The sequence below is a fragment of the Corynebacterium sp. HMSC072A04 genome (genome assembly GCF_001809235.1).
In the GTDB taxonomy this organism is placed as follows: domain Bacteria; phylum Actinomycetota; class Actinomycetes; order Mycobacteriales; family Mycobacteriaceae; genus Corynebacterium; species Corynebacterium hiratae.
Genome location: NZ_KV796783.1, coordinates 31564 through 56615 on the forward strand (window position 1 = coordinate 31564; position 25052 = coordinate 56615).

Annotated in this window: 26 protein-coding genes; 14 read left to right on the forward strand and 12 right to left on the reverse strand. The window is 62.4% G+C overall.

The window, feature by feature from the left end; translation table 11 throughout:
- Positions 1-32: 32 nt before the first annotated feature.
- From HMPREF2565_RS06285 to HMPREF2565_RS06295, 3 genes are read right to left on the reverse strand one after another with little or no spacing between them, the layout of a single operon-like run.
- The gene (locus HMPREF2565_RS06285) at positions 33-857 is read right to left on the reverse strand and encodes a YwaF family protein (RefSeq protein WP_071407033.1); all 825 of its coding nucleotides are present in this window, start codon (positions 855-857) and stop codon (positions 33-35) included.
- Positions 858-910: 53 nt separating this feature from the next.
- Positions 911-1561, reverse strand: a complete 651-nt coding sequence (locus HMPREF2565_RS06290; RefSeq protein WP_046648781.1) for an ABC transporter ATP-binding protein — start codon at positions 1559-1561, stop codon at positions 911-913.
- Positions 1561-2556, reverse strand: coding sequence for an ABC transporter permease (locus HMPREF2565_RS06295; RefSeq protein WP_046648780.1), 996 nt, complete (start codon positions 2554-2556; stop codon positions 1561-1563). Before HMPREF2565_RS06295 ends, HMPREF2565_RS06290 begins: the two co-directional genes overlap by 1 nt.
- Before the next feature lie 115 nt (positions 2557-2671).
- Here HMPREF2565_RS06295 and HMPREF2565_RS06300 point away from each other — a divergent pair, with 115 nt between their 5' ends.
- The 3 genes from HMPREF2565_RS06300 to HMPREF2565_RS06310 are packed head-to-tail and all read left to right on the forward strand — an operon-like array spanning position 2672 to position 5453.
- Entirely contained in the window at positions 2672-3877 is a 1206-nt protein-coding gene (locus tag HMPREF2565_RS06300; RefSeq protein ID WP_071407034.1) for a histidine kinase, read from the forward strand.
- Positions 3813-4433 carry a response regulator gene (locus HMPREF2565_RS06305; protein ID WP_071407035.1) on the forward strand — a complete coding sequence of 207 codons (621 nt, stop codon included), beginning with the start codon at positions 3813-3815 and terminating at the stop codon, positions 4431-4433. The genes HMPREF2565_RS06300 and HMPREF2565_RS06305 overlap by 65 nt, the downstream gene beginning before the upstream one ends.
- Positions 4434-5453 (forward strand): NAD(P)-binding domain-containing protein, encoded by a 1020-nt coding sequence (locus HMPREF2565_RS06310; RefSeq protein WP_070510146.1) that lies wholly within the window; start codon positions 4434-4436, stop codon positions 5451-5453.
- Between the two features lie 3 nt (positions 5454-5456).
- On the opposite strand, the gene HMPREF2565_RS06315 is transcribed toward HMPREF2565_RS06310, so the two are convergent.
- Complete coding sequence (locus tag HMPREF2565_RS06315) at positions 5457-6029, reverse strand: VanZ family protein (RefSeq protein ID WP_070510144.1); 573 nt, start codon at positions 6027-6029, stop codon at positions 5457-5459.
- Positions 6030-6115: 86 nt separating this feature from the next.
- On the opposite strand from HMPREF2565_RS06315, the gene HMPREF2565_RS06320 reads away from it, so the two are divergent.
- A complete protein-coding gene (locus HMPREF2565_RS06320) occupies positions 6116-7081 on the forward strand; it encodes an MDR family oxidoreductase (RefSeq protein ID WP_071407036.1) in 966 nt (321 codons plus the stop codon).
- A 44-nt stretch (positions 7082-7125) separates the two neighbouring features.
- Here the strand turns inward: HMPREF2565_RS06320 and metS are convergent, their stop codons facing one another.
- The 5 genes from metS to HMPREF2565_RS06345 form a co-directional block, all read right to left on the reverse strand.
- Positions 7126-7293, reverse strand: a complete 168-nt coding sequence (gene metS, locus HMPREF2565_RS06325; RefSeq protein WP_046648774.1) for a methionine/alanine import NSS transporter subunit MetS — start codon at positions 7291-7293, stop codon at positions 7126-7128.
- Between the two features lie 25 nt (positions 7294-7318).
- Positions 7319-8938 (reverse strand): sodium-dependent transporter, encoded by a 1620-nt coding sequence (locus HMPREF2565_RS06330; protein WP_070547038.1) that lies wholly within the window; start codon positions 8936-8938, stop codon positions 7319-7321.
- Positions 8939-9185: 247 nt separating this feature from the next.
- Entirely contained in the window at positions 9186-10511 is a 1326-nt protein-coding gene (locus tag HMPREF2565_RS06335) for an MFS transporter (protein ID WP_071407037.1), read from the reverse strand.
- A gap of 116 nt (positions 10512-10627) precedes the next feature.
- Positions 10628-11893, reverse strand: coding sequence for an AMP-binding protein (locus HMPREF2565_RS06340; protein ID WP_369799718.1), 1266 nt, complete (start codon positions 11891-11893; stop codon positions 10628-10630).
- A 367-nt stretch (positions 11894-12260) separates the two neighbouring features.
- Positions 12261-12881, reverse strand: a complete 621-nt coding sequence (locus HMPREF2565_RS06345) for a TetR/AcrR family transcriptional regulator (RefSeq protein WP_232745371.1) — start codon at positions 12879-12881, stop codon at positions 12261-12263.
- 112 nt (positions 12882-12993) lie between these two features.
- Between HMPREF2565_RS06345 and HMPREF2565_RS06350 the strand changes: the two genes are divergently transcribed.
- The 10 genes from HMPREF2565_RS06350 to HMPREF2565_RS06395 all read left to right on the forward strand — a co-directional run bounded on the left by HMPREF2565_RS06350 (position 12994) and on the right by HMPREF2565_RS06395 (position 21138).
- Positions 12994-13452, forward strand: a complete 459-nt coding sequence (locus tag HMPREF2565_RS06350) for a hotdog fold thioesterase (RefSeq protein WP_070517297.1) — start codon at positions 12994-12996, stop codon at positions 13450-13452.
- Between the two features lie 111 nt (positions 13453-13563).
- Complete coding sequence (gene paaA / locus HMPREF2565_RS06355; protein ID WP_070510126.1) at positions 13564-14550, forward strand: 1,2-phenylacetyl-CoA epoxidase subunit PaaA; 987 nt, start codon at positions 13564-13566, stop codon at positions 14548-14550.
- Between the two features lie 48 nt (positions 14551-14598).
- Positions 14599-14886 carry a 1,2-phenylacetyl-CoA epoxidase subunit PaaB gene (gene paaB, locus HMPREF2565_RS06360; protein WP_046648767.1) on the forward strand — a complete coding sequence of 96 codons (288 nt, stop codon included), beginning with the start codon at positions 14599-14601 and terminating at the stop codon, positions 14884-14886.
- Positions 14883-15719 (forward strand): 1,2-phenylacetyl-CoA epoxidase subunit PaaC, encoded by an 837-nt coding sequence (gene paaC / locus HMPREF2565_RS06365; RefSeq protein WP_070517300.1) that lies wholly within the window; start codon positions 14883-14885, stop codon positions 15717-15719. The genes paaB and paaC overlap by 4 nt, the downstream gene beginning before the upstream one ends.
- 27 nt (positions 15720-15746) lie before the next feature.
- Positions 15747-16286, forward strand: coding sequence for a 1,2-phenylacetyl-CoA epoxidase subunit PaaD (paaD, locus tag HMPREF2565_RS06370; RefSeq protein WP_070510120.1), 540 nt, complete (start codon positions 15747-15749; stop codon positions 16284-16286).
- Positions 16286-17446, forward strand: coding sequence for a 1,2-phenylacetyl-CoA epoxidase subunit PaaE (gene paaE / locus HMPREF2565_RS06375; RefSeq protein WP_071407038.1), 1161 nt, complete (start codon positions 16286-16288; stop codon positions 17444-17446). The genes paaD and paaE overlap by 1 nt, the downstream gene beginning before the upstream one ends.
- An 11-nt stretch (positions 17447-17457) precedes the next feature.
- Positions 17458-18234 (forward strand): enoyl-CoA hydratase/isomerase family protein, encoded by a 777-nt coding sequence (locus HMPREF2565_RS06380; RefSeq protein WP_070821870.1) that lies wholly within the window; start codon positions 17458-17460, stop codon positions 18232-18234.
- Positions 18235-18293: 59 nt separating this feature from the next.
- Complete coding sequence (locus tag HMPREF2565_RS06385) at positions 18294-19490, forward strand: thiolase family protein (protein WP_071407039.1); 1197 nt, start codon at positions 18294-18296, stop codon at positions 19488-19490.
- Positions 19491-20258 carry an enoyl-CoA hydratase/isomerase family protein gene (locus tag HMPREF2565_RS06390; protein ID WP_070701850.1) on the forward strand — a complete coding sequence of 256 codons (768 nt, stop codon included), beginning with the start codon at positions 19491-19493 and terminating at the stop codon, positions 20256-20258.
- A 28-nt stretch (positions 20259-20286) separates the two neighbouring features.
- Positions 20287-21138 (forward strand): 3-hydroxyacyl-CoA dehydrogenase family protein, encoded by an 852-nt coding sequence (locus HMPREF2565_RS06395; protein ID WP_071407040.1) that lies wholly within the window; start codon positions 20287-20289, stop codon positions 21136-21138.
- Here the strand turns inward: HMPREF2565_RS06395 and HMPREF2565_RS06400 are convergent.
- Genes HMPREF2565_RS06400 through HMPREF2565_RS06410 form a run of 3 tightly spaced genes read right to left on the reverse strand, consistent with a single transcriptional unit; the run spans position 21126 to position 25032 of the window.
- Complete coding sequence (locus HMPREF2565_RS06400; RefSeq protein ID WP_070561854.1) at positions 21126-21863, reverse strand: response regulator; 738 nt, start codon at positions 21861-21863, stop codon at positions 21126-21128. The genes HMPREF2565_RS06395 and HMPREF2565_RS06400 overlap by 13 nt on opposite strands.
- Positions 21860-24457, reverse strand: a complete 2598-nt coding sequence (locus HMPREF2565_RS06405; RefSeq protein ID WP_071407041.1) for an ATP-binding protein — start codon at positions 24455-24457, stop codon at positions 21860-21862. Before HMPREF2565_RS06405 ends, HMPREF2565_RS06400 begins: the two co-directional genes overlap by 4 nt.
- Positions 24458-24480: 23 nt before the next feature.
- Entirely contained in the window at positions 24481-25032 is a 552-nt protein-coding gene (locus HMPREF2565_RS06410; protein ID WP_070561857.1) for a potassium-transporting ATPase subunit C, read from the reverse strand.
- Between the last annotated feature and the right edge of the window lie 20 nt (positions 25033-25052).

A 25052-nucleotide genomic window follows, 5' to 3' on the forward strand; every position in this document is an offset into this window, starting at 1 on the left:
CGAAGCCCTAGAATTTCGCGGTTCGCGGGCCACTATTTACGAAAACGTGCCGTGGCCCGGCGCAGGATCCCGGACGCGGTACCGACGGACTTGCGCATGAGCCCGCGCGGGCCCACCGCCACCGTGCCGCGGTGTAGTGAGGTGTTCTCCCACGGCCACGTCATCCCGGCCCATGCTGCTGCGACGGCAAGGATTTCCACTGCGATGTAGCCAGGCCATGGGCCGAATAGGTTGATGATGGAGGAGCTGCCCGGCGCGTGGTTCAGGAAGCCATAGTTGCCGTCGGTCTTCGCGTTGACTGCCATCGCGATAGCCATCCACACCGGCGTGACCTTCACGGCGAAGCGGTAGCCCTTCCACGTCGGGCGGTAGCCCAAGCCGAAAGTCAGCGCCAGCGGCACGGCGAGTGCAACAATGTGGAAGAACCAATAGGTACCAAACCGCAGCCACCGCGGGGAGAAGTAGTAGATGACATCCGGCGTGATGATGGCCTGCGGGTTGAGGATGATGCCCCAGAAGTAAGACAGGGTCAGGGCATGCTCATTGCCGGTGATAAGACCCAGCGCCAAGATCGGGCGCAGCACATCACACAGGTGCAAAGGCAAAGACTCTCGGATATCGAATTGCTTCGGGTCTAAGGAGATGACCGTCCACGCAGTACCCGCCACCAGCAAGGCCCAGCCCACCATCCGGCGGATGAAGGTCTCACGGGAGGTTCCCTTGATTCTGCGGGCAGCGACGATAAAGACCCCGCAGGCCACCACGGTGATGCTCAACATGAGCGCGTGCAGCGCGGTCCACTGCTGCATGCGCGGGTAGTCAGTCGGGCTTACTCGGGGCTTGCGGGGTCGTATCATAACGGGGTGATAATTTACCCCTTTGTTTGAACACGTGAGAGATGAGAGGCTTCCTACGCGGCTAGCTCAGAGTATTCGGAAAGCTTTCCGTCCTTGACCTCAACCACGTTGTCGGCATAATCAAGCAGGCTGCGGTCGTGCGTGATGAACAGGGTTGCGGTATCGAAGTCATCGGTGACACCGCGCAGGAGCTTGGCAATCTCGCGGGAGAGCTTGGAGTCGAGGGCAGAGGTGGGTTCGTCGGCAAGCAGCACGGAAGGCTGGCCCATGAGCGCGCGCGCAATGTTGACGCGCTGGCGCTGGCCGCCAGAAAGCTGGTTCATCCGGCGGTTGCCAAAGCCCTCCAAGCCCACGAAGCTGAGCAGCTCATCGGCACGATCCTGGCGCGGCTTGCGGCCCTCCATGTGGTCAATGATGAGCAGCTGTTCGCGCGCCGTCAGGGCGGCCAGCAGGTTGGCCTGCTGGAAGATGAGGCCGCGGGAGCCGGTTCGCTCCACGCTGCCGGAGTCCGGCTCGATGAGGCCGGCGGCTACGGACAGCAGGGTGGACTTGCCGGACCCGGATTCGCCGATGACGGCGGTGAGCTCGCCGGGTTTGACGTCCAAGCTGACGCCGTCGAGTGCAGTGGTGCGGGACTGGCCGTCTGGGTAGGTCACCACGATGTCGCGAAGGGACAGTGCAGGGGAAGAAGCGGTGGTAGTCATTAGGCGTTGCCTCCTAGGGCGTCGAGCGGGTTGATCTTGGAAACGCGGCGGGTGGCCAGGAAAGCACCAGCGATGCCGAGCAGCCAGATACCGAGCGCGGGGACGATGACGGTCATGGCGGAGACCTCGAAGGGCACGGCACCTTGGGCGGCAAGGCCCAGCAACCAGCCGACGAGCGCGCCGACCCCTACGCCAATCGCGAGGATGATGGCAGCCTGCGCGATGGCGTCCTTGAGCAGGTACTTCACGCTGGCGCCAAGGGCACGCAGGATGGACAGGTCACGGGTGCGCTGGATGGTCCAGATGCTCAGGAAAGCGATGGTGACCAGCGCGGAGATTCCGTAGAGGAAGGCCTGCATGGTCAGCAGGGAGCCGCGCTCCGAGCTATAAGCCGGCAGGCCGGACAGGGCCTTGCCCATGGACACGGAGGTGTCGGTCGGCTCGTGGGACAGCACGGCCACACCCACCATGTCTTCGGGGGAATGGGAGACCTTCTGCCAAGTTGCGGTGGAGACCCACACCACCGGGGAGTGGGAATAGTACTCATCCTCAACCACCGCGTTCACGTCCAGGTCCACGCCGCCGAGGGTGCCCCGGGATGGCGCGTTCAGGGCGTCGTCGATGGATTGGCTCAAGACCATGCCCTCCTCCGGAATCACGGTGCTGGAGCCAGGGATCTGGGTACCTTCGGGCAGGCCGAAGACCGCCACGCCGCCGTGGCCCTCAAGCTTGGTCTGCGAAGTACCCAGCGGAATGCCAGAAGCGGGGACATCCTCGGCGAAGATCTCCGACTCGGTGAAGGACGGGTCTTCCGTCGAGAAGGTCACATAAGGAGTCTGCTCCCCGAGCGCCTCGAGGGCGGAAGTATTTTGCTTGGAGAGGCCTTGGGTCAGGCCGGACAACATAACGAGCAACAACGTAATTAGAGCCACGACGCCGCCGATCAGGAAGAACCGACCGCGGGCGGTGACTATCTCTCTCAATGCCAGGAACATACTCTTAATCCTGCTGTGGCCAGCGCAGAAAGTAATCGAGTAGCCAGTTGAACCTCCACTCAACCAGTTGGTTGATTCCCCTTCCTCCAGCCAGAGGATAAGCTGGAGCGCCGTGATGATGAGCAACAAACTGTGGACCGTGGGACTGCACGCCATGTTTGGCTTTCTCCTCGTCTTCGGCGTGCTCCGCGCGTGGGCCGATGACCGCCTTGACGCCCGCGCTCTCGGCCTCTCCATCGCACTCGCAGTGGTCTACACGGGGTTTGCCATCTTCGGCTCCCGCACCATCACCCGCCCCGTCCCCACCACGCTGTGGCTCGCCGCCCTGTGCCTGCTGTGGATCGGGCTTATGGTGCACGCCCAAGACTTCATGTGGCTCGAGTTCCCGCTGGTCTTCGTCTTTATCCATGCGCTTCCCTTCTGGCCGGGAATCGTCGCCAGCGTGGTGCTGTGGGCCGTCGCCGCCTTCGTCCCCGCATGGATCCACCCGCAATTCTGGACCGCGGCCGCAGCCATCGGGCCGTTCATCGGCACCTGCTTTGCCGTGGGCGTCTACCACGCCGCCCGCCGGGTTCAGGCGGAGGCGGCGCACCACGCGGCCGTCGCCAAGCAACTGCGTGAGACCCAGGAGGAGCTAGCGGCCAGCGAGCACCAAGCCGGGCGCCTCGAGGAGAGGGAGCGGCTCTCCCGCGAGATTCATGACACCGTGGCGCAGGGGCTGTCCTCCATCGTCCTGCTCAGCCGCGCCGCCAAGAAGACATCCACGCAGCAGGACGTCACCGAGCAGCTCGCGCTCATTGAGAAGGTGGCCCAGGACAACCTGGCCGAGGCCCGGCGCTTCGTCAAGGAGCTCGCGGCCCCTGTCTCCTCCATCGATAAGGAACTGCGCGCACTCGTGGACGAGCTCCAAGCCCAAGCCAAAGGCCTCGGGCTGCGTACCGGTTTCAGGCTCAAGCTCACCGGAAGCGCCGAGGTTCCCACCGAGTTTTCCCACGTCATCCTGCGCGCCGCGCGCGAAGGACTCACCAACGTCATGAAACACGCCGACGCCGACCGCGCCGTGGTCACTCTGGGCTCTTTCGAGGATGGAATCATCCTCGATGTCGTCGATGATGGCCGCGGCATCGAGGGACCACGGGGCTTCGGGCTGACCGGCCTGGAGCAGCGTGTTCGCAGCGTTGGCGGCAGCGTCCAGGTAGAATCTTCACCCGCCGGCACCGCACTCGCGGTGCGAATCCCAACAGGAAGCAGCAGCAATGGTCAACGTGATGCTCATCGACGATCACCCCGTGGTCCGCGCCGGGCTGCGCGCGATTCTTAACGCCTTCCCCGACATCGAGGTGGTGTTGGAAGGCTCCGATGGCTCGGCCGTCGAGCAGCTGACGGATGCTGATGTTCCCCATATCGATGTGGTCGTCTGCGATATCCAGATGCCGGACGTCGACGGCATCGCCGCCACCCGGCGCGTGCGCGAGCTCGACGGTCCACCGGTGCTCATACTGACCACCTATGACACGCAGGCGGATATCCTGGCCGCCGTGGAGGCGGGCGCGCTGGGTTACCTGCTCAAGGACGCCCCCGAGGACACCCTGCACGCCGCGGTGCTCGACACGGCCGCGGGCAAGCGGACCTTGGCGCCTGAAGTCACCAACCTGCTGGCGGAGCGCTTGGCGCAGCCGGAAACCGCGCTTTCACCGCGCGAGCTGGAGATCCTGCAGGCGCTGTCCACGGGGGATTCCAACAAGCAGATTGCCCAGCGGCTCTTCATCTCCGAGGCCACGGTCAAGACCCACCTCATCCACGTCTATCAAAAGCTCGGCGTGGAAACCCGCACGGCGGCCGTCTCCGCGGCCCGTGAGCGAAAGCTCATCCAATAGATGCATACCTACGATTGCATCGTGGTGGGTGGCGGCCAATCCGGCCTGGCCACCAGCTATTACTTGCGCCGTCAGAAGCTCGATTTCCTCATCCTCGACGCCAACTCCTCCCCCGGCGGGGCCTGGCAGCACGTGTGGGATTCACTCACGCTCTTTAGCGATGCCCACTCCTCCACGCTGCCCGGCTGGCCCATGCCTTCTTACCCGGGTTTCCCGCCGGCTTCCCATGTGGTGGACTACCTCACCCGCTATGAGCAGCGCTATGACCTGCCGGTCCGGCACGGGGTGGCGGTGGAGCGCGTGCTTGACGACGATCCCCGCTTCCGCCTTCTCACCACTCACGGTGAGTTCCGATCCCGGACCGTCGTGGCGGCGACGGGCACCTGGTCCGCGCCGTTCATCCCCTTCTACCCCGGTGAGTTTCAGGGGCGCCAGTGGCACACGGCAAGCTACCCGGGGCCGAATCCTTTCTTAACCAGCACCAGCAGCGGCCATACCAGCCGTGTGGCCGTTGTCGGCGCGGGCAACTCCGGTGCCCAGATCGCCGCCGAGCTAGCCCTCGCCGGTGTGGACACCACGTGGTTCACCTCGCACCCGCCGCGCTGGATGCCGGATGATGTGGATGGGCGCGTGCTCTTTAGCCGCAACCGTCAGCGCATGCTGGCGAAGCTTCGCGGCGAACCGGACCCAGGCCCCGAAACAGAACTGGGGGATATCGTCATGGTCCCGCCGGTGCTCAAGGCCCGCGATAGTGGGCTGCTGCGCGCCACCGACATGTTTTCCTCGCTCGATGAATTGGACCGCGAAGGCTTCAGCGACCTCATCTGGGCCACCGGCTTCCGCCCAGCGTTGCGCCCGTTCCCCGGGCTGTTGGCAGAAGGAAAGCCCACGGTGGAAGGCTTCTTCCCCGTGGGCTATGGCTCGTGGACTGGTCCGGGCTCGGCCACGATTACCGGTGTGTCACCCTATGCACGGCAGGTGGCGGCGGACGTCGCCAAGCTCGTTCGCTCTTCCCGCTAGGCGCTAGAGCGCAACCATGGCGAGGAGCACCACCGCTGCCAGCGCAAGCAGGAATCCCAGGCGACGCAGAATCTTCATCTGCTCCTCGCGCCCCACGCGCGCCATGAGTGCGGCGCCGAGGACAGAGCCCACGGTGTTGTACAGAAGATCATCAATGTCGCTAAAGCCCAGGGCAAAGATGTACTGGGCGCTTTCTATGCACAGGCTAACCACGAGGCCGATGAGCATCGCCCCGCCCAAGCCCCAGCGGATCCTGGCACGGTTGCGCCCGGCCACGTAAATCGCCGCTCCCAGCGGCATGAAGAGAGCAATATTCCCCAGGAGATCGGTCCACCCGCCGTACCACACGGAGGCGTTCTCAAAACCGCCAAAGAGCTGCAGGTTGACCCTTCGCACCGCGTGCGCGGAACCATCCACCACGCCGGGGATGTCCATGAAGGGCTTGCCCACCGTCGCCAACACCACGACCACTAGGGACAGGGCCGCGACAAGGAGGGAATCACGAAGCAGGTGGCGATACGGATCCGGCGCGGGCCGCAGCCGATTGCGCGAGCGTTGAGCTTCTATCCCAGTCATGCGCCTCACCCTAGTGGTTTTCGCTGACAATCGGCTGAAGCAGTAGCCAGAAAACACTGCTTCACATCCTCTGTACGATAGTGTCCATGAACACACTGATTGTCACTCGCACCGATTCCGGAGTAACGCACTCATTCCAAGAGCAGCCCCTGCTCGGGGAAGGTGACACGGTCGTGGATGTGCAGTTTTCCTCCCTCAATTACAAAGACGCCATGGCCTTGGAGGGCGATAAAGGTGTCATGCGCATCGATCCGCTCGTCCCCGGCATCGATGTGGTGGGCACCGTGGCGGAGACTTCTGATTCTCGCCTGGACCCCGGCCAGCTTGTCGTCTCCTGCGGCGATGGCCTGGGCGAGTTCCGCCATGGCGGCTATACCACCCGCCAGCGCGTCAACGGTGAAGCCACCATCCCTGTACCCCAGCGTTTCAGCGCGCACGATGCCGCCGCAATTGGTACGGCCGGATACACCGCCGCTATCTGCGTGAACCAGCTGCGCACGCACGGCACGACGAAGGGCCATATCCTCGTCACCGGGGCCACCGGCGGCGTGGGATCCATCGCGGTCCAGCTGCTCAAGTCTTCCGGCTACGAGGTTACCGCCGTCACCGGCCGCGTGGAATCCCAGTCGGAGTACCTCACCTCACTCGGCGCGGATCACGTGCTTGACCGTGCAGCGCTGTCTGAGACCGGCCGCCCGCTGCAGAAGGCGCTGTACGACGGCGCCATTGACACCGCCGGTTCCACCGTCTTGGCCAACGTGCTGGCGCAGGTGCGCTGGGGCGGCGTGGTGGCGGCCACCGGTATGGCGGCTGGTCCGGACCTTCCTGCCTCGGTGCTGCCATTCATCCTGCGCGGCATCGTGCTGGCCGGCGGTAACTCCGTCGATGCGCCCCGCGAGGTGCGCGAGGCGGCCTGGCAGCTTCTCGACGAACACCTCGACCTCACCATGCTGAACTCTATTACTGAAACGGTGCCGCTGGCCGATGTCGCCACTGCCGCTCAAGAGCTGCGCGCCGGCTCCCGCCATGGGCGCACGGTAGTCGAGATATAGGAAGGGGCAGGTGTGAGCGGGCAGCCGTTTACTGCCCGGCCCCTTTAGTGGTGCACGCGGTGCGATAGGGACTCGTCGTCGGTGCCGGGGGCATTACCCAGCTCACCGGTGAATTCATCGTCGCTGCGCGCCAACCAGATGGAGGACACAACCAGTCCGCCCCAGATGACGACGACGAAGAGGATGAAGAGCAGGATTGCGCTTGTAGTCATTGTTATTCTCCTTTCCTACTAGCCGCTACTTGTCGTCCGTGTTCGGTGCGGCGGCGTTGCCTGTGGCAAGCGGGTTCGGTGTGCCGGCCGGGCGGCCGCCCACTGGGACGCCGTAATCAGACGTCTCTATGCCGTCTAGGTACTTGTTTCCGCGGAAGTCCACTAGCGGCATGACGAAGCTAACGAGCAGAATGACGCCCAGAACCGCCCAGCCAAAGAGCCCAATCTGTGTGGAGGAGTAGCCCTCATAACCTTCGCGGACAATCGTGATGATCTCGTTGACCAGGAAGTAGACGAGCAGCAGCGGGGTCGCGACGAAAGTCAGGAACTGCCAGAAGCCACCCACCTTGAACTGCGACACGGCGTTGATGTGCTGCTGGATCTCGCGGCGGCGGCCGGTCACCCAGCCGACGACTACGAGGGCGCAGATGGCGCCGAAGACGATGCCCAAGTTGTTGGTGAACTTATCCATGATGTCCAGAGTGACCAGGCCCGAGGAGGTGGCGAACAGGAAGCAGGACAGTACTCCCATCGCGCTGCCAACGCTGATGGCAGAAACGCGGCGAGAGATGTTGAACTTATCTGCCACGGCGGAGACAACGACCTCCATGATGGAGATCAGCGAGGTCACACCGGCCAGGAACAGGGAGCCAAAGAAGAGGACACCGAACAGCCAGCCGAGCGGCATGAGGTTAATGATCGTCGGGAAAGCGATGAAGGCCAGACCGATACCAGACTCAGCCACCTCATCGACAGACACGCCCTGCTGGGCGGCCATGTAGCCCAGAGTGGCGAAGACACCGATGCCGGCGAGAACCTCGAAGGAGGAGTTCGCAAAGGCGGTAACCAGGCCCGTGTTGGTGAGGTTGGTGCGCGGCTTGAGGTAGGACGCGTAGGTGATCATGATGCCGAAACCGATGGACAGGGAGAAGAAGATCTGTCCGTAGGCGGCGATCCACACCGACGGGTTGCTCAGCACGGACCAGTCCGGAGTGAAGAAGGCGTTGAGGCCCTCGGCGGCGCCGTCAAGGAAGAAGGCGCGGATCACCAGAATGATGAACATGACGGCCAGGACCGGCAGGAAGATGGAGGTCAGCTTGCCGATGCCCTTGTTGATGCTCGTGGCCAGCGTAGCGATGCAGACAACCCATACGAGGATCATGACGCCCAGAATGGATGGGACAACGTGCCCGGAATAGGTTGCCTCCGCGTCTGCTTGGAGGAAGTCAACCATGAAGTACGTCGAAGGATCCTCGCCCCACGTCTGCTGCAAGGACTTAATGGTGTAGAGCGCTGCCCACGCAATGATGGCGGCGTAGTAGATGGCGATGAAGAAGTTCACGCCGACCTTGAACCAGCCGATTCCTTCCCAGCGGCTGCTGATGCGGCGGAATGCCAGCGGCGCAGAACCGCGGAAGCGGTGACCAATGGCGAGGTCGAACCACAGGATGGGGATACCGGCGGTCAGCAGGGCCACCATGTATGGGATGAGGAAGGCGCCGCCGCCGTTCTCATAGGCAACGTAAGGGAAGCGCCAGATGTTACCCAGGCCGACGGCGGAACCGATGGCGGCCATGAGGAAGACGAAACGCGTATTAAAAGTATCGCGTGTAGAGCGAGTCTTATGCGGGGTTGATGTGGTCATGAGAGAACTTTCTTCTTGAGCAAATATCGCGCACCACAAGACCGTAGGAATTGTTTATACGGGCCGCGTACGACGAGTATTAGCGAGAAGCTTAGCCTACCTGCCAACCTATAGGTACCGTTTTGAATAATTATTTACCCCCACAACGCCACACCCCCTTTAGGGCCTGACCCTCCAACCGGAACAAAAGCCAGCGGAGAAAGGGTTAAGCGCTAAAGGGGGTGGCGGGTGAACAAACTCGGGGCGATTAAACGTGCAGATCGCGGTCCTGAATACCCTTCGGGACGGTGAGCACACCGATGAGGGAAACGACCGAAATCGCGATGCCGTAGGCGGCGATGGCCATCGAGGTCTCGTACCGCGTGTACAGCATCTCTGCAATCATCGGGGCAAAGGCACCACCGATGATGGAGCCGAAGGCGTAGCCGATGGACACGCCCGACAGGCGCACCCGCACCGGGAACATCTCCGCGTACATCGCTGACTGCGGGCCATAGGTCGCACCCAGGATGACACCTAGGAGGAACACGGCCACGCCGAAGAACATGACGTTGCCCGAGTCAACCGCCCAGAACACCGGGGTGATATACAGCGCCAAGACGATGTAGCCGCCAATGAACGTCGTGCGCCGCCCCACCCGGTCAGACAGGTGGCCGAAGTACAGCGTGCCGATAAACCAACCAATCGACGCGATCAGGGCTACCCCAAGGGCCTGGGGGCGGGTATAGCCCACAACCTTCGTGCCATAGGCGGTGAAGTAGGCGATGACGAAGTAGCCAATCGCGTTGTTGGCGGCGAAGATAACTGCGCACTTGATGACGGTTCCGAGGTGGCCCTTGAACAGGACCGCGAGCGGTGCGGTGGACTTTTCCTTCAGCTCTTCCATCTCCGCGAAGGCCGGGGACTCTTCTACCGCCCGGCGGATCAGGTAGCCCAAGAGAATGAGCACGACTGAGGACAGGAACGGGATACGCCAGCCCCAGGCGAGGAACTGCTCCGGAGTCAGGACGGCGGAGAGCACCAGCATAAAGATGGTGGCCAGGAACATGCCGAGGGGTACTCCTACCTGCGGGAACGCACCAAAAAGTCCGCGCTTGCCGTGCGGGGCGTGCTCAACGGCCAGCATCGCCGCACCGCCCCATTCACCGCCGGCGGAGAGGCCCTGAAGGATACGTAAGAGCACCAGCAGGATAGGTGCTGCCATGCCGATGGAGGCGTAGGTAGGCAGCACACCCATCAGCATGGTGGCCAAGCCCATGCCAACCAGCGTGACGACAAGAACCGGCTTGCGTCCGAGCCGGTCACCCAAGTGGCCGGCCAGAATGGCCCCGAGGGGACGGAAAAGGAAGGAGATACCCAGCGACGCCCAGGCAATGATCTGAGCGAGCGAGGCGCTTTCGTTGGAGACCGGATCGAAATACTGGGTAGCGAAGATCAGGCCGGCGGCCTGAGCGTAGATGAAGAAGTCGAACCACTCAATAGTGGTGCCGACCATCGAACCGGCGAGCACGCGCTTGTGCTCTGTGGTGATTCCCGGCCCTTGGGCAGGCTGTTGGGTGACTGGTGCAGACATAGTGGGAGTCTTTTCTCTATGGGTGCAGAAGCACGGTGGATACAGTTAAAGCCAGTGAACGAAAGGGACAATGGTGAGGCGGGGCGTGCCAAAGAAGCCGAGAACGCGGCAGCGTTTTACTGATCGCGGTTGTCGACGATCCTCTTGGCCTTGCCCTCACCGCAATCGACGTGGTCAGTGATCTCGACGCCAACAGTGACGCCGATGCGCTCCTTGATCTGTTTCTTCAGCCACGCGGCGGAGGCATCGATCTGATCAGGAGTAGCCTCCGAGGAGTGCTCAACCACCAGGGTGAGGTGGTCCATGCGGCCACGCTTGCTCAGCACGCACTGGTAGCGCGGGCGAAGCACGCGGTCCTCAGTGATGATCTCCTCGAACTGCGACGGGAAGCAGTTCACGCCACGCAGGATGATCATGTCATCGTTACGAGCGGAGATACGGTCGATGCGACGCATCGAACGCGCAGTGCCCGGGAGCAGGCGGGTGATGTCGTGGGTGCGGTAACGAATGATCGGGAAGGCCTCCTTGGTGAGGGAGGAGATGACCAACTCGCCGTACTCGCCGTCTGGAACCGGCTGCATGGTCTCCGGATCGATGATCTCTGGGTAGAAGTGGTCCTCCCAGACGGTCAGGCCATCCTTGGTCTCGACACATTCTTGGGCCACGCCAGGGCCCATTACCTCGGAGAGGCCGTAGATATCGGTGGCCGTAATGCCGAAGCCTTCTTCGAGTTCGCGGCGCATTCCCTCGCTCCACGGCTCGGCGCCAAAGACGCCGGCGCGCAGGGAGGATTCGCGCGGATCCAGGCCTTCCTTGCGCATGCGGTCAAGGAGGTTGAGCACGTAAGACGGCGTACCCAGAATTGCGTCCGGCTGGAAGTCCTGCATGATCTGGATCTGGCGCTCCGTCTGACCACCGGAGGTCGGAATCGCCGTGGCTCCTAGGGCCTCAACGCCATAGTGAGCGCCCAGGCCGCCGGTAAAGAGGCCATAGCCGAACGTAATCTGAACCTTATCGCTCTTGCGCAGGCCGCCTGCCCGCAGCGAACGGGCTACGAGCTCGGCCCAAATACGCACGTCATTCTCGGTGTATCCCACGACGGTCGGGCGACCCGTGGTGCCGGAAGAAGCGTGGATGCGGGAGATTTGGTTCTGGCCAACAGCAAACATCCCGAAGGGGTACTCCGCGCGAAGGGTTTCCTTGTCGGTGAACGGGAACAGCGCAAAGTCCGCGAGTTCCTTGAAGTCATCCGGGTGAACGCCCTTCTCATCGAACGCACGGCGGTAGTGCGGGACGTTGTAGTACGCGTGGCGAAGCTCGTTCTTCGCGCGCGCGGTCTGCAGCGCAATGATTTCATCGCGGGAGGCGTACTCAATGCCCATCTGGGGGCCGTGGTGGTCAGAGAAGATATCAAACGTTGCGGTCACGTCATTTGCCTTTCATTTCGAGGAGAGGGGAAATACCACACCCTTTAAGCTCCCTCGAAAGTGCTGCAAGAAGTTGGTTAGCTGGGACAACGCACAAAAGTACGTTAATTACTTACCGTTCGGTTGGGTAAGTCTTGTGACGTACACTACAGGCCGTTGTCGTGATAGACAACACAATTAGTCCAAGTTTTTGAAGCGCAACACATCATCGCAGGCCACGACGGTTTCACCGACAAAAGAAGCCCCCACCCCCATATGGAGCCCCAACGGCGGAGCGAAACGCTCGCCCCCGACTAGCTGATCAACTACTTGCCCATCGCGACTAGCCCGTCGCTTGCGGAGCTAGGCCGCCAAACACAACACTCTCAAAAGCACTGGCCAGCTCCTCGGCACCAAGTCGACCCTCCGGCTCGTACCAATCAGACGTCGAGTTAATCATTCCGAAAATCATGCGGGTCAACAGCGGAGCCTCAATATCGGAGCGAATAGCACCCTCCTCCTGAGCAGCCTCCACCAGCGGAACCACGGAACGCGTCAGCGTACGGCGGCGCTCCAACGCGCTCCGCTCCACCTCGGAGTTTCCACGCAAACGGAGCAAGAGCGCGACAGACTTCGGGTCGGAGCACAGCACCTCAATCGAGCCACGCAACAGCCCGCGCACCCTCTCCCCCGCCGACACATCGGCCGCGGCCATCTCTTCCGCAACCGCTTCCAAACGGCTCAGTGCCTGCACTACCGTGAGCTCCAAAATCTCTTCTTTGGAAGAGATGTGGTGATAGAGCGCGGACTTAGAAATCCCCAATTCGCTCGCCACATTATCCATCGACGTGGCGTCGTAGCCGCGGGCTGTAAAAGCACGGACAGCTGCACGAATGACATCTTCACGGGAGTAGCCGGGGCGGCCACGTGCCGCGCCCTGGACAGTGGATTTCTCATTCTTCACGCAGTCCATTCAAGCAGAGAGCCCCGAGCACCGTTAGACTAGTGAGCCACCACACCCCTTTTCGCTCCCTCGGCAGCACTGCGGAAACCCCTTACCTCAAGGAGGAATTCCCATGAGCACCGAGCACCCCATCCTCGCCCCCGGCGTCGCCGAAAGCCCCGAGTTCACCCACGTGCGCACCATGTTCGACGATGACCGTGCCACCGCGGAGATTGGCGCGAAGATTACCGCGCTAGACGTCGGCAAGTGCGAAGGCCACTTCACCGTCCGCCCGGAGATGTGCAATGGACATGGCACGGCACAGGGTGGCTATTTATACATGTTTGCCGATTCCATCTTCGCCGGCGTTTGCAACTCCGGTGGCGACTTGGCCGTGGCCGCGCACAACTCGATTCACTACATCGCCCCCGCCTTCGAAGGGGATGTCGTTGACGGGGTTGGGGTGACCCGCCAAGCCTGGGGCCGCAACGGCGTTGTCGACGTCACCCTCAGCATCAAGGGTAAGCCCATCGCCGAATTCCGCGGCACATACCGCGTGCTGCCCGCCAAGCCCCAGAACCGCAACAAGTAGGGCGCAGCTCACAAACTTGGTTGACATAGCTCACACATGCCCCATATACTGACCAACCAGTCAGTAAGTATCACCGAGCCGACACTGAGCAGAGAGGGAACGATTCCTCCCATGACCCCATCAGAGAAAACACTCGCCGCCGTCCCGGCCGCGGATGAAGCACAAGCACAGCAGCGCTTCGACGAGCTCATCGCCGAAGACTCCCGCATCGAGCCCACCGACTGGATGCCGGCTGCCTACCGCAAGACCTTGACGCGTCAGATTTCCCAGCACGCGCACTCCGAAATCATCGGCATGCAGCCGGAGGCCAACTGGATCAGCCGCGCGCCTTCGCTCAAGCGCAAGGCCATCCTCATGGCCAAGGTGCAGGATGAGGCCGGCCACGGCCTCTACCTCTACTCCGCTGCGGAGACCTTGGGCACCTCGCGCGACGAACTGGTGCATCAGCTTCTCGACGGCACCGCCAAATACTCCTCCATCTTCAACTACCCGGCGCGCACGTGGGCCGACATCGGAGCCATCGGCTGGTTGGTGGATGGCGCCGCCATCTGCAACCAGGTCCCGCTCTGCCGTGCTTCCTACGCACCCTATGGCCGCGCCATGGTGCGCATCTGTAAGGAAGAGTCCTTCCACCAGCGCCAAGGTTGGGAGATCCTCTACGAGCTGTCCCACGGAACGCCCGAGCAGAAGCAGATGGCGCAGGAAGCCATCAACCGTTTCTACGGACCCGCACTCCAGATGTTCGGCCCGCCGGATGATGACTCCCCCAACTCCAAGCAGTCCATGGCGTGGAACATCAAGCGCTTCTCCAACGACGAACTGCGCCAGCGCTTCGTGGACATGATTGTCCCGCAGGCCGAAGCCCTTGGCCTGCACTTCGAGGACCCGGACCTGAAATGGAACGAAGAGCGCGGCCACTACGACTTCGGCGAGCTCGACTGGTCCGAGTTCAAGGCCGTCATCAAGGGCGAAGGCCCCTGCAACGTGCAGAGGATGCAGCGACGTCGCCAAGCGCATGCCGACGGCGCGTGGGTCCGTGAGGCTGCCGCAGCTTACGCCGAGAAGCACCACTCGGCTGATACCTCGCTCATCGCTTAACCCCTAAGCACACTGCTCAACCAGCTTCGAGACTTTAAGGAAGATTCCATGTCCAGCTCCACCTGGCCCATGTGGGAGGTCTTCGTACGCTCCTCCCGCGGCCTTTCCCACGTTCACGCCGGCTCGCTCCATGCACCGGATGCCACCATGGCCCTGCGCAATGCCCGCGATCTCTACACCCGCCGCAACGAGGGAACCTCCGTCTGGGTCGTGCCCAGCGAGGCCATTGCCTCCTCCGACCCGGACTCCAAGGGCGGATTCTTCGAATCCCCCCAGGGCAAGAGCTACCGCCACGCCACGTACTACGACAAGTCGGAAGGAGTGCCGCACCTGTGACCGGATTTGCAGCCGCCGATTCTGCGACCAAGCAATCGCAGGGCAACGGCATCACCGCAGAAGACATCGCCGCCTCCGGCGCAGTGGCCCCCGAGGACACGGCTCGCTATGCGCTCATGCTGGGCGATGACGCCCTCATCCTGGCCCAGCGCCTGGGCTGGTGGATTTCCCGCGCGCCGGAGATGGAAGAGGACATCGCACTGGGCAACATCGCCCTCGATCTCATCGGGCACGCCCGCTTCCTACTGACCTACGCCGGTACCGCATGGGGCAAGACCGAGGATGACTTGGCTTACTTCCGTAACGAGGAGGAGTTCCGCTCCGCGCGCTTGGTCGAGCAGGAGAACGGCGACTTCGGCTACACCATCGCCCGCCAGCTGCTCTTCTCCTACTACCAGTACGGGCTCTACACGGCCTTGCTGGAGTCGCAGGATGAAACCATTGCGGCGATCGCGGCGAAGGCCATCAAGGAAGTCGAGTACCACGTCGACCACGCCAACCAGTGGATTCTTCGTCTGGGCCAAGGCACCGAGGAGTCCCACCGCCGAATCACGGAGGGCCTGATGTACATGTGGCCCTACCTTGACGAGCTCTTCGAGGATCTCCCGCTTCACGAGAAGCTGGCGGCAGAAGGCATCGCAGTTCTGCCCTCGAGCCTGCGCGCGCAGTTCGATGAGCGCATCGCCTACGTCCTAGACAAGGCAGGTCTGGCCATCCCGGACGTCAAGCAAGCCCGCTCCGGGCAGCGCACCGGGCGTTTCTCCGAGCACCGCGGTTTCATCCTCGCGGAGATGCAGTCCTTGGCGCGCCAACACCCCGGCGCGACCTGGTAAAGACAAGGAAAGGACCAAGGTTTCATCGTGTCCATCACAGATAAATCCCACCCGCTGCGCCCCACGCAGCCTGACGACGCCCACGTGTGGGACGTCGCCGCCGAGGTGCCCGATCCGGAGATCCCCGTGATCTCTATCGCCGACCTTGGAATTCTTCGGGACGCTCGCCTGGATGGCGATACCGCGGTGGCCACGATTACCCCCACCTACTCCGGCTGCCCCGCCATGGAACACATCACGGCGGACATCACCACAGCGCTGACCGATGCCGGCTACGCGAAGGTGCGCGTCGATCTCGTGCTCCACCCGGCGTGGACCACCGACTGGATGACGGAGACCGGCCGGCAAAACCTCAAGGACTACGGCATTGCCCCGCCCAGCGGTAAAACCCGGGCCACGCCGGAAGGTCCTATCCCGCTCACACTCGAACCGCCGCCGGCCATCGAATGCCCCCACTGTGGCTCCCGCCGCACACGTAAGCTTGCCCAATTCGGTTCCACCTCCTGCAAAGCTCTCTACAACTGCCAGGATTGCTTGGAGCCCTTCGACTACTTCAAGGTGCACTAATGACCACGACCCCGTCTGCCCCCACAAAGAAGAAGGCCACGTTCAACACCCTGACCGTGTCCGAGGTGCGCGCCCTGACTTCAGACTCCGTGGAGGTTTCCTTCGCTATCCCTCCGGAGCTCCAGGACGACTATGACTACATCCCCGGCCAGTACGTTGCACTGCGGGCAACCATCGACGGCCAGGAAGTCCGCCGCTCCTATTCCATCTGCGATGTGCCTCGCGACGGCGTGCTGCGCGTCGCCATCAAGCGCGACCGCGGTGGCGTGTTCTCCACGTGGGCCAATGACACCCTGCAGCCCGGCGACACCATGGACGTGATGAACCCGCAGGGCGCGTTCACCTCAAAGACTCACCTGACCGGCCTTAACAACCCCGAGGCCGTGCGCGAAGAACTGGAGAAGCTGGAGAACCCACACCTCGTGGCCATTGCAGCGGGCTCCGGCATCACGCCAATCATGGCCATCGCCCAGACCGTGCTCCACACCTCCCCCGACACCACCTTCGAGCTCATCTTTGCCAACAAGGGCGGCGGCGACGTCATGTTCGCCGAGGAGATTGGTGACCTCAAGGACAAGTTCCCTACGCGCTTTGCCGTGCACCACGTCCTGTCCCGCGAGCAGCGCGTTAACCCGCTGTTCTCCGGGCGCATCGATGCCGAAAAACTCCAGACCCTGCTGGATAACGTCGTGCGCACGGACACTGTCGACGAATGGTTCCTTTGCGGCCCCTTCGAGCTAGTGCAGTTGGTGCGCGATGAGCTGGCTGGCCGCGATGTGGGTGAGAAGGACGTGCGCTACGAGCTGTTTACCACCGGCAAGCCCTCTGGGGATCAGAACCAATCTGGACGCCACGTCGAGGTGGATCCGGAAGGCGATAACGTCACCATCAACTTCCAGCTCGATGGCCTCTCCGGTTCTGTTGAGTCCCCGGTCTCTGCCAACGAGTCTCTGCTCAATGCCGCCCTGCGCGTGCGCTCCGACGTCCCCTTCGCCTGCGCCGGCGGCGTGTGCGGCACCTGCCGCGCCAAGCTGGTCGAGGGCGAGGTCGACATGGCGGAGAACTACGCACTTGAGGCCGACGAGGTCAAGGCTGGCTACATCCTGACCTGCCAGTCGCGCCCCACCACGCCGAACATCGTCCTCGACTTTGACGCCTAGGAGTTACACACATGATCGACCTGCACCACGACGCCGAAGCCGGGGTCGTTGAGCTCGTACTCAACAACCCAAAGGCCATCAATTCCCTCGCGGAAGAAGACCTCGCCGAGCTCTCCCGCTGCCTCGATGAGGCCGCGCAGCTTAGCCCCCGCGCACTCATCTTGCGCGGTGAAGGCAAGGGCTTTTGCGCCGGCCGCAACATCAAGGGGCTCAACCCGCGCGAAGACGACGCCACTGCCTACCTCGCGGACGTTGTCACCCCCGTGCTCACAAAGATCGATAACTTCCCCGCCCCCACCTTCGCCGCCGTGCACGGCCCCTGCCTGGGTGTCGGCCTCGGTCTCGCTTTGGCCTGTGACGTCGTCTACGTCGCCGAAGATGCCAAGTTCGGTTCCCCATTCGCCAACCTAGGCGCCACCCTGGATTCGGGCGGGCACTCCCTCTTCGTCGAACGCCTCGGCACACACCGCGCGATGGACCTCATCATCACCGGCGAACTCATCTCCGGTGCGGAAGCGGTGCGCGCTGGCCTCTTCTCCCGCGCGCTATCAGCAGAGGAGCTGCTGGAGTTTACCCGGGGCGTCGCCAAGCGCGCAGCCCACGGCGCGACCCAGGCTTTCCTCACCAGCCGCACCCTGGTCCAGGACATCCGCGATAACGGCACTGGGCTGTGGGCCAGCGTCGATGCCGAGAACATTGCCCAAGGCAAACTCTGCGATACCGAGGACTACTACGAAGGCTTCGCTGCTTTCAACGAGAAGCGCCCACCGGTCTTCCACGGACGTTAGACCACCAGTGCAGCACGCAGTTCACACAGCGCAATAGACACAGATAGTTAAGGAAAAACATGACCGCTTACCTCGTTTCCGGATTCCGCACTCCCGTGGGCCGCTACGGCGGCGCACTGTCCTCGGTTCGCCCAGATGACCTCATGGCCACCGCCATCAAGAAGACGGTGGAGGAGGCCGGGCTTGACCCTTCCGCGGTAGATGAAGTCATCATCGGCAACGCCAACGGCGCCGGCGAGGAGAACCGCAACGTTGCCCGCATGTCCTGGCTGCTCGCCGGGTTCCCGGACACCGTTCCGGGCATTACGGTCAACCGCCTGTGCGCATCAGGCATGTCCTCGATTGCCCTGGCCACCGCCCTCGTGGAATCCGGCCAGGCGGATATCGTCGTCGCCGGCGGCGTCGAATCCATGTCCCGCGCTCCCTGGGTCATGGAGAAGCCGAACAAGCCTTTTGCCAAGCCAGGCCAGGTTTTCGATACCTCCATTGGCTGGCGCTTTGCCAACCCGAAGTTCGCGGAGCAGGAGAAAATGACTTACTCCATGCCGGAGACAGCCGAAGAAGTGGCCAACGTCTTTGGCATTAGCCGCGAGGAGGCCGATGCCTTCGCCGTGCGTTCCCAGGAGCGCGCGCTCGCCGCGATTGAGGCCGGCAAGTTCACCAGGGAGATCGTGCCCGTCGAGGTCACTGACCGCAAGGGCAACGTCACCGTCGTCGACACCGACGAAGGCCCCCGCGCGGGCACCACGATGGAGGTCTTGGCCAAGCTGCGCCCGGTGACCTCCCTGGGTGACGTCACCACGGCGGGGAACGCCTCCTCGCTGAACGACGGTGCCTCCTGCGTCATTGTCGCCTCCGACGAGGCACTTGAAAAGCACAACCTGACCGCCCGCGCCCGCGTGGTGGCCAACTCCGCGCGCGGTGTGCGCCCGGAGATCATGGGCACCGGCCCCATCCCGGCAACCCGCGACGTGCTCGAGCGCGCCGGCTGGGAGCTGGATAGCGTGGACGCCGTCGAGCTCAACGAAGCTTTTGCCTCACAGTCCATCGCCTGCATCCGCGAGCTGGGCTTGGATGAGGACAAGGTCAACGCGTGGGGCGGCGCCATCGCGCTGGGCCACCCGCTGGGTTCCTCCGGTTCCCGCATCACGTTGACCCTGCTCAACCGCCTGGAAACGGACGGACTGCACCGCGGCATCGCCACGATGTGCGTGGGCGTGGGCCAGGGCACCGCGATTGCGATTGAGAGGGTGTAGATGACTACTGCCATTGAGATTTCAACGCGCGGCGAGAAGGACGAGATAGTCGTCGCCAAGCTCAACCGCCCCGAGGTGCGCAACGCCATCGATGAGCAGATGGTGACGGAGTTCCACGAACTCTGCGCGCAGCTCGAGTCCGATCCCCGCATCCTCATCATCACCGGCTGCACGGTGGACACCCCGAAGGGCCCACGCGGGATCTTCGCTTCCGGGGCAGACATCGCGCAGCTTCGTGAGCGCCGCCGCGAGGATGCCCTCCGTGGCATCAACTCCGGCATCTTCCACCGCATCGCCTCACTGCCGGCCCCCGTCATCGCGGCGGTGGATGGCTACGCCCTCGGCGGCGGTCTGGAGCTAGCGCTGGCCGCTGACTTCCGCGTGTCCACCCCCTTTGCCAAGTTTGGACAGCCCGAAGCCGGCCTGGGTATTGCCGCCGCTGCGGGTGCTACTTGGCGCCTCAAGGAGTGCGTCGGCACGCCCCTGGCAAAAGAAATCCTGCTGGCCGGGCGCATCCTCAACGGCGAGGAGGCACTAGCCAACCACCTGGTCAGCGAGCTGCATGAGCCGGATGCGCTTGTCGACGGCGCCCTGGAACTAGCCGGGCGCATTGCCCAGCAGGACCCGCTCGCCGTGCGCTTGACCAAGCAGCTCATCGCCATGCCAGATGCGGCGCACCCGGCGGTGGATAACATCGCCCAGGCCGTGCTCTTTGAGTCCCCCGCCAAGTTTGAGCGGATGCAGGCCTTCCTGGACCGCAAGAAATAAACCTTCCACTCACAAGGAGATCCAACTCATGTCCTCAGTACTGCAGGTTCCTGCCAAGGTCGGCGTGCTCGGCGGCGGCCGTATGGGCGCAGGCATCGCTCACGCCTTCCTGGCCGCCGGCGCGTCCGTGACCGTGGTGGATATCAACGATGACGCCGTGGCCGCCGCCCGCGAGCGCGTGCACAAGGCCATCCGCGGCTCCCTCGACCGCGGCGCGGAAGGCACCTTCGAATCCTGGGATGAGCGTCTCAACTTGTCCACCGCCGCCTCCGCCTTTGCAGGTTTTGACCTCGTGGTTGAGGCGGTTCCGGAATCGATGGATCTCAAGGTGACCGCCTTTAAGGATATCGCCGAAGCAGCCCCGCAAGCCGTCGTCGCCACCAATACCTCCTCGCTGTCGGTATCGCAGCTGGCAGAGAGCATCCCCAACGACGTCATCGGCCTGCACTTCTTCAATCCGGTCCCGGCCTCGAAACTGGTGGAGGTTGTAGTCGCCGAATCCACCCCGGACTCACTCGTGGACACCGCCAAGGGCTGGGTCGAGGGCCTAGGCAAGACCGCGGTGGTGGTCAAGGATGCCCCCGGCTTCGCCTCCTCCCGCTTGGGCGTGGCCATCGCCCTTGAGGCTATCCGCATGGTCGAGGAAGGCGTGGCCTCACCGCGCGATATCGACAACGCCATGGTGCTGGGCTACAAGTTCCCCATCGGCCCGCTGGAGCTGACCGATATCGTAGGCCTGGATGTGCGCCTCGGCATCGCCGAATACCTTGAATCCCAGCTGGGTGAGCGCTTTAGCCCGCCGCAGCTCATGCGCGACATGGTCGCGCGCGGCGAGCTGGGCCGCAAGTCCGGCAAGGGCTTCTACAACTACTCCGAGTAGCCACTCCCTCCCGCGCCCGGCTCTGGCACCACGAAGCGGTACCCCAAGCCGGGCTCCGTGAGGAGGAAGGCGGGATTAGCTGGGTCATCCTCTAGCTTGCGGCGCAACTGGGAGGTGTAAATACGCAGGTAGTGCCCCTGCCCCTCAAAGCCTGGACCCCAGATTTCAGAAAGCAGATCCTCTTTGCGTACCAAGCCGCCGTGGGCGCGAAGCAACGTGGTGAGCACGCCCCACTCGGTGGGGGTCAGGTGCAGCGGCTCACCGTCTTTAGTGATGGAATGGCGCGGAACGTCGATCAGAACGTCCCCGGCGCGTACCACAGCGGTCTCAGTGCGCCTCACTGGACTCTGTGGGCTACCATGTCTTAGCGCCACGCGCACGCGGGCCAGAAGCTCCTCCATAGAGAAGGGCTTGGTGACGTAGTCGTCCGCGCCGCGGTCGAGAGCTGCAGCGCTGAACAGCGGATCAGAGCGTGCCGTCAAGATGATCACCGGTACTGCAGACCATCCGCGGATTCCTTCCAACACGACGGTTCCGTCCATATCCGGTAACCCCATGTCCAAGATGACTACGTCTGGCTGCTGCTGTGACACCACCTGCAGTCCCTCAGCACCTGTACGTGCTGGGTGAACCTCGTAGCCCCGAGCCTTGAAATTAATGCTCAGTGTGTTGAGCAGACGCGGGTCATCGTCCACGATGGCGATGCTAGTTTTCTTCGTCGTCATTTTTGTTCTCCTCCCGCGACGGGAAACCGCAAAATAAAGGTTGCGCCCGGGGTGGCAGCTACCTCGATGCTACCGCCCATGGCCTCCACAAAGCCTTGAACAACAGAAAGGCCAAGGCCCACTCCGTTGTCGTTGCTGGTATCACCCAAACGCTGAAACGCCTGGAACAGTTCCTTCTGTTTCTCCGGCGGGATACCCGGTCCTTCATCGCCGACAATCAGTTCCACCTGTTCGGCGATAGTCTGAGCACTCATCGTCACCTGGCCAGTCGGCGCATAACGCAGGGCGTTATCAAAGAGATTGGCCAAGACACGCTCCATGAGGGCTGCATCCGCGCAGCACGTAACTCCACGCACACTAGGGTCCAGATGGATGCGCCCAATTTGCTCCGGGGAATGCCCAAAGGCGCAGGAAGCGATGGCACGATGAGCCACCTCTGCCACCTCGACGACGTCGTGGCGAGCGGTGATTGCTCCAGCGGTAAGCCGGGAGTAATCCAACAAATTGGTGACCAACCCGGTGAGTTCCTCGATGCTCGCCGCAGTTTCTGCCAAAAGCATATCTTGGTCCTCGGGAGTGAATTCAATGTCGGCATTACGCAATGACGACACCGCCAACTTGGCCGTTGCCAACGGAGTACGCAAATCGTGGCTCACACTCGACAGCAGTGCTCGTCGCAGCTCGTCTGCAGCGGCTATCGCATCAGCGCGCGCGGCCTCAGCAGAAAGCTTTTCGCGGCGAACAATACCCGCGAGGTAGCCCGCGACCACGGTGACAAGGCCACGATCCCGGGCAGACAGAGTCGGGCCCGCAAGACGAAGCTGAACCGTCCCATCTTCGCTCGCCACAACGGTGTCCACTGTCTGTTCATGGCGCACTTTCTCGGGAATATGAAGGTGCTTCGAAGTGCGCTCGGGGCTAACTGCGCGCCAGGTGGCAAGGACGTCACCGTTGTCATCCAACAGCTCCGCTCGACGACAATTGAATGCCTCCCCCACCTTGCGCATCACGGCATCTTTCGGGGAAGAATCTGCACGGCGATTCAACGCGGCACGGGAAAACACCGTAAGCAGCTCAGCATCACGCGCAGCCACAGCTGCATTCGCCCGCTCAATCTTGGCGCGGCGCACAAGAATGCCAACTGCCAGAGCGATAGCCACCATGACCACGGCGATGACAGCGTTAGCGGGATCGGCGATGTCGAAGGTATGGATTGGCTCGGTGAAAAACCAATTGACCGCCAAACCGGAAGCCACCGCCACCACCACGGCCGGCCACAGGCCACCCACCAAACTGACAAGCAGAATGAGTGCAAAGTAGAACGCAGAACAGGTACCTGTTCCCAAGTCCTGGCCGTCAGCCTGCACTAACAACGCAGTGAGTCCGACGAAGGCCAACGCTGAACTAAGCCACGCGATTGCACGCTGCGGGAAGGGCCGGAAAGGATGCAGCATACGTGTGAGCGGAAGCGGCTTTTCCGGGGGAAGATTGACAAGGTGGCAGTCAATCGAGCCGGATTCGCGCAGTACTGTCTCTGCTACCGTGCTGTGCCAGTGCACGCCGAAACGCCGCCGCGGCGACACCCCAACAACAAGCTGGGTAGCGTTGACGCTTCGCGCAAAGTTGAGCAGAGCTTCCGGCACGGAGTCCCCAGTAACCTGGTGCAGCCGCGCACCCACATCGTGGGCCAGGGTCTGCAGCCGGGCAAGTTGTTGCGCCGATCCCGCCACCGAAGAGGAACGCGACGTGAAGGAATCACCAAAAACGACGTGGACCACATGCAGTTCCGCCGAAGATTTCGTCGCGATGCGCCGCCCGCGCCGGATCAGGGTCTCAGCATGGGCAACGTTTTGGATGGCCACAACTACCCGCTCACGTGCTTCCCACGTATCGGTGATTTTTTGATCCGAGCGATACGTAATGAGTGCTTCATCAACCTGATCTGCCAGCCAGAGCAGTGCCAACTCGCGCAACGCGGTGAGGTTTCCCACGCGGAAGTAGTTGTTGAGTGCAGGTTCGATGCGTGCTTCGCGGTACACGTGTCCGTCGCTAAGCCGGGTGCGCAGAAGCTGCGGGGAGACGTCGACCAACTCGATTTCATTCGCAGCACGCACTACCTCATCCGGCACGGTTTCCTGCGGTGCGATGCCAGTAATCTGCTTAACAACATCGTTGAGGCTCTCCAGATGCTGGATATTGAGAGTCGAGATAACGTCGATTCCGGCATCCAGAATCTCTTCGATGTCTTCCCAGCGCTTCTCGTGCTCTTCGTCGCGAGGATTGGAGTGGGCAAACTCATCGACAAGGACAATGTCAGGTTTCCGCGTGATGACCGCAAAGGTATCCAACTCCCCGGCGGACAGACCGTCAACGGTGCGTCGCGGAATGATCTCCAAACCCTCGCACAAGGCTTTCGTATATGCGCGACCGTGGTCTTCCACAATGCCGACGACAACGTCACGGCCTTGGTTAATCAGCGTGTGCGCCTCACTAAGCATGGCGCAGGTTTTGCCCGCGCCGGGAGCGGCGCCCAACAAAATCTTCAAGGTGCCGCGTTTGGTGCGCGAGGACGGCGCAGTTGCTTCGGTCAACATTGCTTCATCTTATGAGCTGATCTTTATGAACAGGGAGTAGGCGTGGGCAACGACATATTGAGAGTTGTCACATTGACCGTGTCTTCGCCTAGAAACCCGAGGCTGGCATGCTCCGTGTTCTCGGCGATGAGCTTTTCCATCTCTTCCACGCTGATGCCCTGCTCCCGAGCCACACGCGGAGCTTGCAGCTCGGCGTACACGGGGCTGATACCGGAATCCACTCCGGAACCGGAGCCCGTGACGGCGTCGGCAGGCACACGGTCTTCGCTTACGCCTTCCCGCTGGGCAATAGCGGCGCGGCGTTCCTGGATGTTCTTCTCCAGCTCCGTGCTGCTCGTACCGTAGTTACTCATTCCCTCGGCGCGAGGGAAGAAGTAGGGGCCCTCGCTCACCCCGTCTTGGATTTGGGTAGAGCCCACGAGGCACTCTCCTTGGTAGATGAGATTGCCGTCGGCGGACTGCGGTGTGATGCGGGAAATGGCCCACACAGCCGCCGGATAGACCATGCCGAGTGCTACGACGCAGAGCAGCACGGCGACAAAACCGGCAATGAGGTTACGCAGATAAACACGCATTGTTCTTCCTTTTTCTTTGC